Raw genomic sequence first — 13,214 nt, 5'->3', positions numbered from 1 at the left:
ATTGTCTGGACATCATCGGGCACCGGGCAGAACATCATCAGTGGCGAAATCGACATTCTCAGGGTCAGTATCGACACATGACACACCTCGCTCCGATTGAAATAGGCCTCGTGCCGTACCCCGGCGCTCAGCAGGCCGCCCTGCTCGGCCTGACCGATCTGTTCGAGATCGCCGACCACTTTGCCGCCCGCCACCACGCGCAAGCGGGTCCGTTTCTGCGGGTGACGCAACGCCTGCCCTCGGACGATGAAACGGGGTTGACCTCGCCTTCTGTGCTGATCTTCGCGCCGAAAATCGCCACGCCGCCGACGGCTGGGGAAGCCGCGCTCTTTGTCGAGTGGATCATCAAGCACCATCGCCACGGTACGACTCTGGCGTCGGTGTGTGGCGGCGCGTTCCTGCTGGCCGAAACCGGCCTGTTGGAGGGGCGCTCGGTCACCACCCACTGGGACCACGCCGAGCTGTTTCGCCAGCGCTTTCCCGAGGTAAATCTGGACATCGACAAGCTGATCATCGACGACGGCGACCTGATCAGCGCGGGCGGGATCATGGCGTGGATCGACCTGGGCCTGAAACTCGTCGATCGTTTTCTCGGCGCAACGGTCATGGCCGAGACTGCGCATTACCTGCTGGTGGACCCGCCCGGTCGCGAACAGCGCTATTACAGCGCGTTCTCGCCGAACCTGACCCACGGCGATGCGGCGATTCTCAAGGTTCAGCACTGGTTGCAAGCGGGCGGCGCCAAGGACACGGCTCTCGCCGCGCTGGCCGGGCATGCGGGTCTTGAAGAGCGCACCTTTCTGCGGCGCTTTCGCAAGGCCACTGGCCTGACTGCCGTCGATTACTGCCAGCGCCTGCGCGTAGGCAAGGCCTGCGAGATGTTGCAGTTCACCACGCAACCCGCCGAAGCCGTGGCCTGGCAAGTGGGCTACACCGACGCAGGGGCGTTTCGCAAAGTCTTTCTGCGCATCACCGGTCTGACGCCGGGCGAGTACCGCAGGCGCTTCAGCGTGAGGCGTGCCTAGGCGACTGCGCTGACCGCGAACTGGCACGAATCCCTCGGAAACTGTCAATTTTCGCCGCTCAGGGCTGCATAGACTGCCGAGCAGAACGTTGACCGAGGTTATTTCCATGCCTGTCGCACTCATTCTTCCGCTGAGCGTCACTCTGGGCCTGTTGGCCTGGGGGCTGATCGCGCTCTGGTACATCTGGCCGCGCATTCGTGACCTGAACGCGCGGGAGGCGCTGATTCCGCTGATCCTGCCCCATTGCTTCCGTTATCTGGGGCTGTCGTTTCTGATCCACGGCGTCACAACCGACGCCCTTGATCCGCGCTTCTCATGGCCCACCGCCTACGGCGACCTGCTGACCGCGCTGCTGGCCTTCGCCGCCGTCATTGCACTGCGTAGCCATGCGCGATTCGCCAAGGCGCTAGTCTGGCTGTTCAGCGCGGTGGGTGTCGCGGATTTTCTCAACGCCTTCGCCCGTGGCCTGACCTTCGTCGAGCCGGGCAGCTTTGGCGCGACCTATTACATCCCGATGGCCGTGGTGCCGCCGCTGATGATCAGCCACCTGTTAATCATCGCTTACCTGCTGCGTCGACCCCACCGCACTGCATAACTGAATAAAGAGGCATGCATGATTTCTGACTGGCTTTCCCGCGCCCTCGCCCGGCGCGGCATTCACTACGGCTGGGCGATGATCGCCGTGACGTTTTTCACCGCGCTGATCACCGCCGCATCGGTGGGTGCGCCGGGGGTGTTCATCGTGCCGATGCAGATGGAATTCGGCTGGAACACCGTGGAAATCTCCTCGGCGCTATCGATCCGCTTCGTGCTGTTCGGCCTGATGGCACCCTTTGCCGCCGCGCTGATGAACCGCTACGGGCTGCGTAATGTGGCGCTGGCGGCGATTCTGGTGATCATGACCGCGCTGCTGTTGTCACTGAGCATGACTGAAGTCTGGCAACTGGTGGCGCTATGGGGCGTGGCCGTGGGCATTGGCGCCGGGATGACGGCGCTGACCCTGGGCGCCACCGTGGCGTCACGCTGGTTCAGCGCCCGTCGTGGGCTGGTGGTGGGTGTATTGACCGCCAGCACCGCGACCGGACAACTGATCTTCATGCCGCTGCTGGCCAACGTCACCGAGCATTACGGCTGGCGCTGGGCGCTGGTGCTGATGTCGGCGATGCTCGCATTGGCCGCCATTGCGGTGCTGATGCTCATGCGCGACCGCCCCGCCGATCTGGGCTTGCGTCCCTTTGGCGACACCGGCACAGGCCCGATTGCAGCGCCCGCGCCCAGTGCCGCGTCGATCTTCAGCGCGTCGTTGAACACCCTGCGCGATGCGTCGAAAACCCGCGTGTTCTGGATTCTGTTCGGCACGTTTTTCATCTGCGGCGCCACCACCAACGGGCTGGTGCAAGTGCATCTGATCCCGATGTGCGGCGATTACGGTATCTCCCCTGTCAAGGCCAGCGGCTTGCTCGCGGCAATGGGCGTGTTCGACCTGATCGGCACCGTGGCGTCAGGCTGGCTGTCCGACCGGTTCGACAACCGCCGCTTGTTGTTCTGGTATTACGGGTTGCGCGGGCTGTCGCTGATCGCCTTGCCATTCACCGACTTCTCGATTGTCGGCCTGTCGCTGTTCGCGGTTTTTTACGGCCTGGACTGGATCGCCACAGTGCCCCCGACCGTGCGCCTGGCCGCTTCCCGTTTTGGTCCTGAACGCGCGGGCATGGTGTTTGGCTGGATTTTCGCAGGCCACCAGATCGGTGCCGCTGCCGCTGCGTTTGGCGCCGGTTGGTCACGCACCGAGTTGCTGAGCTACTTGCCCGCGTTTTTCACCGGGGGCGTGTTGTGTTTGCTCGCCGCGGTCACGATTCTGTCGGTTCGTCAGGAAAAGGCCGCACTCAAACCGGCGGCGGCCTGACTCGACCAATCGGACAGGTTTTGTCACACATCTGCCATTTACAGGTGCTAGTGTCCCGCGATTTCTCACTCTCGCTGGCCGGTGATTGTCTATCACCGGCCGTGGACAAGGCCGACATCCGATCGATTCATTTTCTCGACAACCACGCGCAGCACGGCATGTCGATTGATCGCGGGTCGTTGACCGAACGGCTGTCTATCCTGTTGGAAAAGCCGGTGCTGGAGAGGCTGCATTTCGAGCCGGTGGTGGACCTCAATGCTCATGGGTTTCAGGGCATCCGTGCGTTGATCGATCTGGCCACTGGCAGCGAATTCGATCTGCTGATCAACACGGGGTCATTGCGGCCTTCGCGGCTCAAGGAAATGCTCATCGACGCTGTGCTGGACGTCTGGCCGCACAACTTCACCGACGCGCTGCGACGCCCGGCTCCACCGATTGCGCCGCGTCATGTGCGGTTGGCGGTGGAGTACATTCAGGCGCACCCGCAGATGCTGGTCAGCGGCACGGATCTGGCGCGTTTGAGCCACGTCAGCCTGCGCGCCTTGCAGGACGGGTTTCGGCGCTTCATGGGGATGTCGATTGTCGCGTATCAGCGGCAGGTGCGACTGGAACGCGCTTTCAAGGTGCTGGAGCGAGGAGGGATGGCGTCGGTGACCGAGGTGGCGTTGCAGCATGGATTCAGCAATGTCGGGCGGTTTTGCCAGTATTTTCAGAGCGCCTATGGCGTCAGCCCGGCACAGGTCAGAAAGCACACGCAGTAGCCAATCCTGCAATTGAGTGTCGAGCAGCGTGTGGCTGCCAACTGGGTGGCGACTGCGTCGTGTCCGTCATTGCTTGGTTTACAGACAGACCGCTTTCGCCAGCAAGCCGGCTCCCACAGATTTAGCGTCGAACGCGAGATTTGGATTCAACGCGATCCTTGTGGGAGCCGGCTTGCTGGCGAAAACTACAGGCCAGTCAACACCGTCTGTAGGGTAGGAATCAGAACGCGTAACTGGCCTTCAGACTGCCGCTGTAACCCTGACTGTCTCCCCCACCATTGGCACCCACTTGCGCCCCCACACTGAACGCGCCAAGACTGGCTATGACGTTGACCGCGCCGTTGAACTGGTCACGGCTGTCGAAAGCTGCTCGCTGCTCGATGTCCAGCCCCAGCAGATGACCTTCGCTGTCGACCTGATGATCGCCAAGCGCGTGCTCATACCCCACTTGCACACCCGGTACCACCTGCCAGGCGCCCAGTGCGACAGGGGCCAGCGACGCATTCAGATTCGCCACAGCGCTGCGGCGGGTTTGCTGAATGCCGTCAACGTCCAGTGCCAGCTCACTGCCCTTTTCATTGAAACCCGACAGGTCGAGATGGCTGACACGCACGCCAAGACTTGGCTCCAGCGTCACGCCGCTCAATGCCATGCGATAGCCCAAGGCCAACGTAGCACCGGCCAGGGTGCCGTGGCTGTCGCCTTTCGCTGCGCCCAGACCGCCGCCCAGTTCGCGCTTGCTGTCATAGTCGAGCCAGCCGCCGCTGACGTTGGCGTCGACAAACACGCCTCGTTCCAGCCCGTCCGGAGCAAAGCGTGCGCCTGCGCTGAGGAACGTCAGGTCAGTCTTCGCCTCGCCCCCTGCCGCTCCCACGCTGCCATGGTTGTAACCGAATCCGGCATAAGCGCTGAGTTGCTCGGAGAAACGCTGCGTCAGGCCCACCATCATCCCCTGACTGTGTTCATTGCTACTGGCTGCACGGGACGAACCGTCCGTGCCCAGATAGCCCGCCAACGCCGAACCCCACAGGCGGTATTGCCCCACCTTGAGGTCGATGCCGCTGGCATAGGGCGCGGCGGCCTGCGCGGCAGCGATGGACAGGCTCAGAACGGACAAGGAAAACAGAACACGCTGGAACACGGTGCAGCCTCTTGAAATTGTGTCGGGCTGGCTACTATCGAGGGCGGGTCGATACCGAATATGACAATTCGCTACACAACGGAAATGCTTGCGCGATTGGTCCGCGGGCTGCGTTTTATGTCCTTAGCAGAAGCGAAAACACCGAGTTATACGGGAGCCGGACGGCTACAGGGTTGTTTTATTCGGGAGGCCAAAACGAAACCGCCCGAGCAAGTCGGGCGGCGTTCATGAACAGGGTTGATCAGTCTGGCGTGAGTTCTAGAATCCGGTCACGCCCGCCTTCGGCCAAGAGGTACGTACCGCGTCCCGTTGGGATGATGGCCTGCGGTGCCTTGAGAAACGACAGCACGGTGCGCTGCTTGCCTTGGGGGTCGATCAACAGCAAACGCGCACGGTGGGTCGAATCCTCGCTGATCCACAAGCCCCGCTGATCACACATCAGGTAGGTCGGCTGGTTGAAACCGCTGAGCACCACCGGATCGCGACCGTCGTCAGTGAGTTGGTGGATGACGCCCTTCTCTTTTTCGGTGTAGAGCATGCGGCCATCGGTGCAGCGAGTGATGGATTCGGTTTCGGACAGACCGCTGCGCAGCACTGTCAGCGTGCCGTCCGGCCAGTGATAACGCAGCAAGCGGCCATCGTCCTTGCGGTCTTCGATGGCGTACAGGTCGTCACCTTCGTTCCACAGCCCCTGCACGTCTGAACCTTTGAACAGGCCCTTCACTTCACCGTCCTTGAAGAAATTGACCATCGCGCCATCGATTTCCTGGCTGAACACCCATCCGCCATGCACGGCGACCATGCCGTCGGGTTTGGACAACCCTGACACCACGGTCTCCCGCTTGCCGTCCGGCAGAATGCGCACGATGCTGCCTTTGCCGTCGCGCAATTCCTGGCTGACGATCAGCGAGCCGTCGCCGTTGACCACCATCGACGCGGCCTTCGGCACGCTTGTGTGCACCACTTGATAACGCCAGCCATCGCTGGCCTGCACCGGGAAAAAGCTCTGCCAGGCGAAGAAACCGAGGGCTGCCAGAATCACTGCGCCCGGTACCGCCAACATCAATTTCAGGTAACGCCGAGGCGCGCATGTGGTGTTCGGGTTTTGAACGGCTGTATTCATTGATCAGGCTGCCGACAAGTGCTCGTAAAGGATGGTTGCACCGACCATTATCAACACAATGCCGCCAACAATCTCGGCGCGTTTGCCCACGACCGTACCCAACACGCGGCCCAACATCACGCCAATGGTGACCATTACCGTGGTGGCGATGCCGATGGCCAGCGCTGCGACGACGATGTTCACGTCCACGAACGCCAGGCCCACGCCCACCGCCAGCGCGTCGATACTGGTCGCAAAGGCAGTGACGGCGAGAATCAGAAACGAGTGCTGTTGGGGTTTATCGTCGTCTTCTTCGTCGTGTTTGAAACCGTTGTGGATCATGTGCAGCCCCAGCACCAACAGCAGGGTGAAGGCGATCCAGTGATCCCAACTCTCGACGAAACGGCTCGCGACCTGTCCGATGGCCCAACCGATGACAGGGGTGATGGCTTCGATGACACCGAAAATCAAACCCGTGCGCAGGGCTTCTGAGAGGCGAGGTTTGTGCAGGCTGGAACCTTTGCCGATGGCCGCCGCGAAGGCGTCCGTGGACATGGCCAATGCCAGGAAGATGAGAGAAATCGGGCTCACGGTAGGAATCCAGTCGGGCTATGAGACAACGACACAACCACACGCCCGACTTTAGGCATGGATGCGTCGTTGGTCTCGCCAATCCCCGGGCATTTCCGAAGATGTTCACGCCACGGCTGCCGCCGAGAATGTTGACGTGAACGCTCAAAACCTGCGGTCTTGAGCAGGCTACTCCCCAACAAGGACGGCCACTATAGTCAGGGTTATGTGAAAAAAATATAAACGGTGGCGTTTTTATCGCGTCATTGTGACCACTTCGCCCTGCCCATAGCCCGCCATCAACTCGACGATCCAGTCGATGAACACCCTCAATTTCAGGCTGATGTGCCGGTTCGGCGGGTAGGCCACGAACATCGGCATGGTCTCCAGTTGCCAGCCGTCGAACAGCCGCACCAACTCGCCCTTCTCCACAGCCTCACGGACCATGTAGGTCGGCAGCCAGAGCACGCCCATACCGGCCAAGCCCGCCGAGATGTAAGCGTTGCCATCGTCCACCGAAAGCACGTAGCGACTTTGTACCTGAATGGACTCGCCCGCACGCTGCATGACCATGGGAAAGAGTTTGCCGGTGCGCGCCCAGCGATAGCCTACGATGCGGTGTTGCGGCGCTTCCAGCTCACGCGGGTGATTCGGTGTGCCGATCCGTTGCAGGTATGTGGGTGCGGCGTAAACACCCAATTGCAAGTCGCCGATGCGCCGGGCCATGAGGGATTGGTCCGTCAGCTCACCGCCGCGCACCACGCAATCGACGTGCTCACCGATCAGATCGACCATGCGATCGCTGACGCCCAGATCGATCTGGATGTCCGGGTATCTGGCGTGAAAGGCGGGCAGCGCCGGAATCAGGATGAATCGGGCGAACGGGCTGGGCACATCGACCCGCAAACGCCCTCTGGGCAACACCGCCGCGGCGGACAGACTGGTTTCAGCGTCGTCGACATCGGCCAGCACCCGCACCGCGCGCTCGTAATAGGCGGCGCCGTCGGCGGTGACGTTCACCTTGCGCGTGGTGCGGTTCAACAGCTTCACCCGCAGGCGCGCTTCGAGCTGCTGAATCAGTTGGGTCACGCTGGTCTTGCTCATGTGCAGGGTCTCGGCGGCCTTGGTGAAGCTGCCGGTTTCGACCACACGAACGAACGCCTGCATTGCATCGAAACGGTCCATGGCGGCTCCGAATATCGGTAGGGATTGTTTGGGATTTACAAACAGTGCTGACCACGGTTGCGCGTTTATCGCCCTGATGCAAGCCCCGTACAGTCACTGCATCGCTAATCTCATACGCCTGATGGAGGCTATACATGACTGTTCGCGACGTCGTTTTCCCACCGGGTCGCCAGGCGCTGTACGAGCGCAATCGTTATTCACCCGCGGTTAAATCCAACGGCCTGTTGTTTGTGTCAGGCCAGGTCGGCAGCCGTGAAGACGGCTCGCCTGAACCTGAACTGAAGGCGCAAGTGCGACGGGCATTCACCAACCTGAACGCTGTTTTGAAAGAGGCAGGTTGCACGTTCGATGACGTGATCGACGTGCAGGTGTTCATCGTGGATCCGCAGACACGCTTTGAAGAGATCTGGAGCGTGGTCCCGGAGTTCTGGGGCGAAGCGCCCTTCCCGACCGTCACGGCAGTAGGCGTGACGTGGTTGTATGGATTCGATTTCGAGATCAAGGTGATTGCGAAGTTGCCGTAGACGTTCTGCTTCAATTGATCGTTCCCACGCTCCGCGTCGTAACGCATGGCCTGACGCTCCGCGCCAGTGGGACGCGGAGCGTCCAAGGCGGCATTCCCACGCAGAGCGTGGGAACGATCATTGATCATCAACGCTTTGCACCAACCCCTCTAGCGGCACGATTTGCCGGCGGCAGCGATCTCTACCTGTGGGAGTGAGCTTGCTCACGAAAGCGGCGTGTCAACCACCTATGAAGTGACGGCCTGATCGCATCGTGAGCAAGCTCACTCCCACAAATTGAGTCGGCACCAACAGGTCACACCGCCAACAACCGCTCACGCAGCTTGGCGATCTCGTCGCGCATCTGCGCGGCGGCTTCGAACTCCAGGTCGCGGGCCAGCTGGTACATCTTCTCTTCCAGTTGGCGAATGCGCTTGTTGATCTCGTTCGGTGAGCGCAATTCAGCTTCGTACTTGGCGTTCTCTTCGGCGGCCTTGGCCATGCCTTTGCGCTTTTTGCTGCGCGAGCCAGGCACGGTGGCGCCTTCCATGATGTCGGTGATGTCCTTGACCACCCCCTTGGGCACGATGCCGTTGGCTTCGTTGAACGCCACCTGCTTCTCACGACGCCGCTCGGTCTCGCCGATGGCCCGTTCCATGGAGCCGGTCATGTGGTCGGCGTAGAGAATCGCGTGGCCGTTGAGGTTTCGGGCGGCACGGCCAATGGTCTGAATCAGCGAGCGCTCTGAGCGCAGGAAACCTTCCTTGTCAGCGTCGAGAATCGCCACCAGCGACACCTCGGGCATGTCCAGACCCTCGCGCAGCAGGTTGATCCCCACCAACACATCGAAGGTGCCCAGACGCAGGTCGCGGATGATCTCGACCCGCTCCACGGTATCAATGTCCGAGTGCAGGTAGCGCACGCGCACGCCGTGATCGGCGAGGTAATCGGTAAGGTCTTCGGACATGCGCTTGGTCAGCGTGGTGACCAGCACCCGCTCATCATTGGCCACGCGTTTTTTGATCTCGGAAAGTAGGTCGTCAACCTGCGTCAGCGCCGGGCGGATTTCGACTTTCGGGTCCACCAGACCGGTTGGCCGCACCACCTGCTCGATCACCCGCCCGGCGTGCTCGCCTTCATACGGGCCGGGGGTCGCCGAAACGAAAATGGTCTGCGGGCTGACGCTTTCCCATTCGTCGAAACGCATGGGCCGGTTGTCCAGCGCCGACGGCAGGCGAAAGCCGTACTCGACCAGGGTTTCCTTGCGCGAGCGGTCGCCTTTGTACATCGCGCCGACCTGCGGCACGCTGACGTGGGACTCGTCGATCACCAACAGCGCATCCGGCGGCAGGTAATCGTAGAGGGTCGGCGGCGGCGCTCCGGCCGGACGCCCCGACAGGTAGCGCGAGTAGTTTTCGATGCCGTTGCAGTACCCCAGCTCCAGGATCATCTCCAGGTCGAACCGGGTGCGTTGCTCCAGCCGCTGCGCTTCCACCAGTTTGTTGGCGCCGCGCAGGTATTCCAGACGTTCCTGCAATTCCACCTTGATGCCCTCGACCGCATCCAGCAGGGTCTCGCGCGGGGTCACGTAGTGGCTCTTGGGATAGAAGGTGAAACGCGGCAGTTTGCGGATGACCTCACCGGTGAGCGGGTCGAACGCCGACAGGCTTTCCACTTCGTCATCGAACAGCTCGACGCGAATGGCTTCCAGGTCCGATTCCGCCGGAAAGATGTCGATCACATCGCCGCGCACACGGAAGGTGGCGCGGGCGAAATCCATGTCGTTGCGGGTGTATTGCAGGTCGGCCAACCGCCGCAGCAACTGGCGCTGATCCATTTTGTCGCCACGGTCCACGTGCAGGACCATCCGCAGGTAGGTCTCTGGACTGCCCAGACCGTAAATGCACGACACCGTGGTGACAATGATTGCGTCTTTGCGCTCCAGCAATGCCTTGGTCGCGGACAGGCGCATCTGCTCGATGTGGTCATTGATCGAGGCGTCCTTCTCGATGAAGGTGTCCGACGACGGCACGTAGGCTTCGGGCTGGTAGTAGTCGTAGTAGGAGACGAAATATTCGACGGCGTTATTCGGGAAAAACGCCTTGAACTCGCCATACAACTGCGCGGCCAGGGTCTTGTTCGGGGCCAGCACCATGGTCGGACGCTGCACCTTCTGGATCACGTTGGCGATGCTGAAGGTCTTGCCCGAACCGGTCACGCCGAGCAAGGTCTGGTGCGACAGCCCCGCTTCGATGCCCTCGACCATCTGGCGAATCGCCTCGGGCTGGTCACCGGCAGGCGCAAAACGGGTAACGAGTTGAAACTCGGACATAGCGGACCTCTGTGTGCGCCGATGCCAGGTCAACAACCCGGCGGGCGCGAATTGGGCGCGGACGACTGATCCCGCCGACGGGAGAGACGCACGTATAAAAAGAAGTATGGGACTACACATGGAGCCCACAACACCAGCTTTCAAGCCATCATCGGTACATTAGTCCCCGCGACATGACTAATGGTCGAAATAAATTGAAAAAACCCGGAAAAACCGGCCCTGCCCTGTCGCCCCCGCCCGCGATGCTCTCTATACTGACTCCCCGTTTGTGCACCGCTCTAGTGCATTCGGCCGGAGCGATGCGATCCATTCACTCCCCATTCAGAGCCGCCGCAAAAATGAGCCTGTTCTCCGCTGTCGAAATGGCACCACGCGATCCAATCCTGGGCCTCAACGAAGCATTCAACGCCGACACCCGCACCACCAAGGTCAACCTGGGCGTCGGCGTTTACAGCAACGAAGAAGGGAAAATCCCGCTGCTGCGTGCCGTTGCCGAAGCGGAAGAAATTCGCGTCGCTCAGCACATCCCGCGTGGCTACCTGCCGATCGACGGCATCGCTGCCTACGACAAAGCCGTGCAAACCCTGCTGTTCGGTGCCGAATCGCCACTGCTGGCCTCCGGCCGCGTGATGACCGTACAGGCCGTGGGCGGCACTGGCGCACTGAAAATCGGTGCCGACTTCCTCAAGCAACTGTCGCCAAATGCCGTCGTGGCCATCAGCGACCCGAGCTGGGAAAACCACCGCGCACTGTTCGAAACCGCCGGTTTCCCGGTGCAGAACTACCGCTACTACGACGCCGCGACCCACGACGTGAACCGCGCAGGCATGCTGGAAGACCTGCAGAACCTGCCGCCCGGCTCCATCGTCGTGCTGCACGCCTGCTGCCACAACCCGACCGGCGTTGACCTGACCCTGGAAGACTGGAAAAAAGTCCTCGACGTGCTCAAAGCCAAAGGCCACGTACCGTTCCTGGACATGGCCTATCAGGGCTTCGGCGACGGCATCGACGAAGACGCCGCTGCGGTGCGTCTGTTCGCCGAATCCGACCTGACCTTCTTCGCTTCCAGCTCGTTCTCCAAGTCGTTCTCGCTATACGGCGAGCGCGTTGGCGCCTTGTCCATCGTCACCGAGTCGAAAGAAGAAACCGCCCGCGTCCTGTCCCAGGTCAAGCGCGTGATCCGTACCAACTACTCCAACCCACCGACCCACGGCGCGACCATCACCGCTGCGGTGCTGAACAACCCTGAGCTGCGTCAGAAGTGGGAAGACGAACTGGCCGAAATGCGTGCCCGCATCAAGGGCATGCGCGAAGAGATGACGAACCGTCTGGCGAACAATCCGGCAGGCCAGGATTTCAGCTTCGTCGCTCGTCAACGCGGCATGTTCTCCTACTCCGGCCTGACCGTTGAACAGGTCCACCGCCTGCGCAACGAATTCGGCATCTACGCGCTGGACACCGGCCGTATCTGCGTGGCGGCGTTGAACAAGAGCAACATTGAGGCGGTGACCAAGGCGATTCTGGCGGTTATCTAAGAACGCCATCGATTCACCCGCTGATCGTTCCCACGCTCCGCGTGGGAATGCCGTGACAGACGCTCCGCGTCGATTGGGACGCGGAGCGTCCCGGGATGCGTTCCCACGCTGAGCGTGGGAACGATCATTCAACGATCATTCACTGCGCCTTCTTGCGATACGCCATCGAATCGTCGATGCGCTTGAGGATGTAATCCCCCGCCGCCACTGCCGGATACAAACTGGCCTCCCCCTCAATCCCCAGATCACACGGATCAACCACCGCGCTGTAGGTCGGGTCGTAAAACGTCGCGATGGAATAACGCTCATGCCCGGATTTATTGATCACCCGGTGCAGGGTCGAGCGGAAGCGGTCGTTGGACCAGCGCGCCAGCAAATCCCCCACGTTCACCACCAGACTGCCCTCGATGGGCGTGGCATCAATCCAACTGTTGCTCGCCAGTTCACGCACCTGCAAACCGCCACTGTTGTCTTGATACAGCAGGGTGATGCAGCCGTAGTCGGTGTGGGGCGCAACACCGAACTGGTCGGACTCGGCCATCGGTGGATGCGGCGGGTAATAGACCATCTGCGTGCGCTGCAAGCGCTTGCCGTATTTGGGCGCAAAGAACCCGGGATCAATGCCCAGTCCAACCGCCACTGCTTTCAGAAGATCCGCCCCGGCCAGGCCGATTTCCGTGTAATAGGCGTCCAGCGCCAGGCGCAGTTCGGGCATGAAATCTGGCCACTGGTTAGGCCCGCGCAAGGCTTCTCCTGCGAGCACACAGGGGTCGTCCTCGGGCAATTCCAGCCCCATGCTGAAAAATTCCTTGAAATCCGGCTTGGTCGCTTCGTACATCAGCGCTCCGCCCAGCGCGTGCCAGCCGCGATGACGCTTGTTCACCGCAACCTGGCGTTTGACGTCGGTCGGGTAGGCGAAAAACGTCCTGGCGGCGGCCATGGCGGTGTCGATCACCGACTGCGGCACGCCGTGGTTGACGATGTAGAAGAACCCGGTTTCTTCACAGGCCTTGCGAATGGCCTCCCCCGCCCGCACCAGCGCGGCTTCGTCGCCCTCGCGGACACCGGCCATGTCGATCAGTGGAAGGTTGGCAGTGGCAGTCATGCGGGCTCCTCGACGAACGTGGGGGGGACGCCGCTGAGGGACAACGGTC

10 protein-coding genes, 2 pseudogenes and 1 riboswitch are annotated in these 13,214 nt (G+C 61.4%); of the genes and pseudogenes, 6 read left to right on the top strand and 6 right to left on the bottom strand.

What is annotated here, in order from left to right:
* Positions 1–77: 77 nt before the first annotated feature.
* The 4 genes and pseudogenes from ACI2KB_RS08810 to ACI2KB_RS08795 form a co-directional block, all read left to right on the top strand.
* Entirely contained in the window at positions 78–1,025 is a 948-nt protein-coding gene (locus ACI2KB_RS08810; RefSeq protein WP_404633452.1) for a GlxA family transcriptional regulator, read from the top strand.
* 106 nt (positions 1,026–1,131) lie between these two features.
* On the top strand, positions 1,132–1,620 hold the full coding sequence (locus tag ACI2KB_RS08805; protein WP_404633450.1) for a hypothetical protein: 489 nt from the start codon (positions 1,132–1,134) through the stop codon (positions 1,618–1,620).
* Between the two features lie 18 nt (positions 1,621–1,638).
* On the top strand, positions 1,639–2,931 hold the full coding sequence (locus ACI2KB_RS08800; protein WP_404633448.1) for an MFS transporter: 1,293 nt from the start codon (positions 1,639–1,641) through the stop codon (positions 2,929–2,931).
* Between the two features lie 98 nt (positions 2,932–3,029).
* Positions 3,030–3,692 (top strand): annotated as a pseudogene (locus ACI2KB_RS08795) (helix-turn-helix transcriptional regulator); the annotation flags it as partial.
* A gap of 220 nt (positions 3,693–3,912) precedes the next feature.
* Here the strand turns inward: ACI2KB_RS08795 and ACI2KB_RS08790 are convergent.
* The 4 genes and pseudogenes from ACI2KB_RS08790 to ACI2KB_RS08775 form a co-directional block, all read right to left on the bottom strand.
* Positions 3,913–4,776: pseudogene (locus ACI2KB_RS08790) on the bottom strand (autotransporter outer membrane beta-barrel domain-containing protein); the annotation flags it as partial.
* A gap of 298 nt (positions 4,777–5,074) precedes the next feature.
* Positions 5,075–5,896 carry a hypothetical protein gene (locus ACI2KB_RS08785; RefSeq protein WP_404633586.1) on the bottom strand — a complete coding sequence of 274 codons (822 nt, stop codon included), beginning with the start codon at positions 5,894–5,896 and terminating at the stop codon, positions 5,075–5,077.
* A gap of 63 nt (positions 5,897–5,959) precedes the next feature.
* Positions 5,960–6,526, bottom strand: coding sequence for a manganese efflux pump MntP (gene mntP, locus ACI2KB_RS08780; RefSeq protein ID WP_404633446.1), 567 nt, complete (start codon positions 6,524–6,526; stop codon positions 5,960–5,962).
* An 8-nt stretch (positions 6,527–6,534) separates the two neighbouring features.
* A riboswitch (yybP-ykoY riboswitch) is annotated at positions 6,535–6,710 on the bottom strand.
* A 50-nt stretch (positions 6,711–6,760) separates the two neighbouring features.
* On the bottom strand, positions 6,761–7,690 hold the full coding sequence (locus ACI2KB_RS08775) for a LysR substrate-binding domain-containing protein (RefSeq protein WP_404633444.1): 930 nt from the start codon (positions 7,688–7,690) through the stop codon (positions 6,761–6,763).
* A gap of 134 nt (positions 7,691–7,824) precedes the next feature.
* On the opposite strand from ACI2KB_RS08775, the gene ACI2KB_RS08770 reads away from it, so the two are divergent.
* The gene (locus tag ACI2KB_RS08770) at positions 7,825–8,214 is read left to right on the top strand and encodes a RidA family protein (protein WP_404633442.1); all 390 of its coding nucleotides are present in this window, start codon (positions 7,825–7,827) and stop codon (positions 8,212–8,214) included.
* 295 nt (positions 8,215–8,509) lie between these two features.
* Here ACI2KB_RS08770 and uvrB read toward each other — a convergent pair whose 3' ends face one another.
* Entirely contained in the window at positions 8,510–10,525 is a 2,016-nt protein-coding gene (gene uvrB / locus ACI2KB_RS08765; protein ID WP_404633440.1) for an excinuclease ABC subunit UvrB, read from the bottom strand.
* A 338-nt stretch (positions 10,526–10,863) separates the two neighbouring features.
* Here uvrB and ACI2KB_RS08760 point away from each other — a divergent pair, with 338 nt between their 5' ends.
* Positions 10,864–12,060 carry an amino acid aminotransferase gene (locus ACI2KB_RS08760; RefSeq protein WP_404633438.1) on the top strand — a complete coding sequence of 399 codons (1,197 nt, stop codon included), beginning with the start codon at positions 10,864–10,866 and terminating at the stop codon, positions 12,058–12,060.
* 139 nt (positions 12,061–12,199) lie between these two features.
* Here ACI2KB_RS08760 and ACI2KB_RS08755 read toward each other — a convergent pair whose 3' ends face one another.
* Positions 12,200–13,165: an isopenicillin N synthase family dioxygenase gene (locus ACI2KB_RS08755; protein ID WP_404633436.1), complete on the bottom strand. Its 966-nt coding sequence runs from the start codon at positions 13,163–13,165 to the stop codon at positions 12,200–12,202.
* Positions 13,166–13,214 lie beyond the last annotated feature (49 nt).

It is taken from the genome of Pseudomonas sp. NPDC088444, assembly GCF_044900175.1.
Lineage (GTDB): Bacteria > Pseudomonadota > Gammaproteobacteria > Pseudomonadales > Pseudomonadaceae > Aquipseudomonas.
Note: the sequence above shows the minus strand (reverse complement) of the source record. Positions and strands in the feature narration are given on the sequence as shown.

Coding starts and splice junctions, on each gene's coding strand:
- ACI2KB_RS08755 (WP_404633436.1), bottom strand. CDS start 13,165: ATGACTGCCACTGCCAACCTTCCACTGATCGACATGGCCGGTGTCCGC.
- ACI2KB_RS08805 (WP_404633450.1), top strand. CDS start 1,132: ATGCCTGTCGCACTCATTCTTCCGCTGAGCGTCACTCTGGGCCTGTTG.
- ACI2KB_RS08800 (WP_404633448.1), top strand. CDS start 1,639: ATGATTTCTGACTGGCTTTCCCGCGCCCTCGCCCGGCGCGGCATTCAC.
- ACI2KB_RS08785 (WP_404633586.1), bottom strand. CDS start 5,896: ATGTTGGCGGTACCGGGCGCAGTGATTCTGGCAGCCCTCGGTTTCTTC.
- ACI2KB_RS08770 (WP_404633442.1), top strand. CDS start 7,825: ATGACTGTTCGCGACGTCGTTTTCCCACCGGGTCGCCAGGCGCTGTAC.
- ACI2KB_RS08775 (WP_404633444.1), bottom strand. CDS start 7,690: ATGGACCGTTTCGATGCAATGCAGGCGTTCGTTCGTGTGGTCGAAACC.
- ACI2KB_RS08810 (WP_404633452.1), top strand. CDS start 78: ATGACACACCTCGCTCCGATTGAAATAGGCCTCGTGCCGTACCCCGGC.
- uvrB (WP_404633440.1), bottom strand. CDS start 10,525: ATGTCCGAGTTTCAACTCGTTACCCGTTTTGCGCCTGCCGGTGACCAG.
- ACI2KB_RS08760 (WP_404633438.1), top strand. CDS start 10,864: ATGAGCCTGTTCTCCGCTGTCGAAATGGCACCACGCGATCCAATCCTG.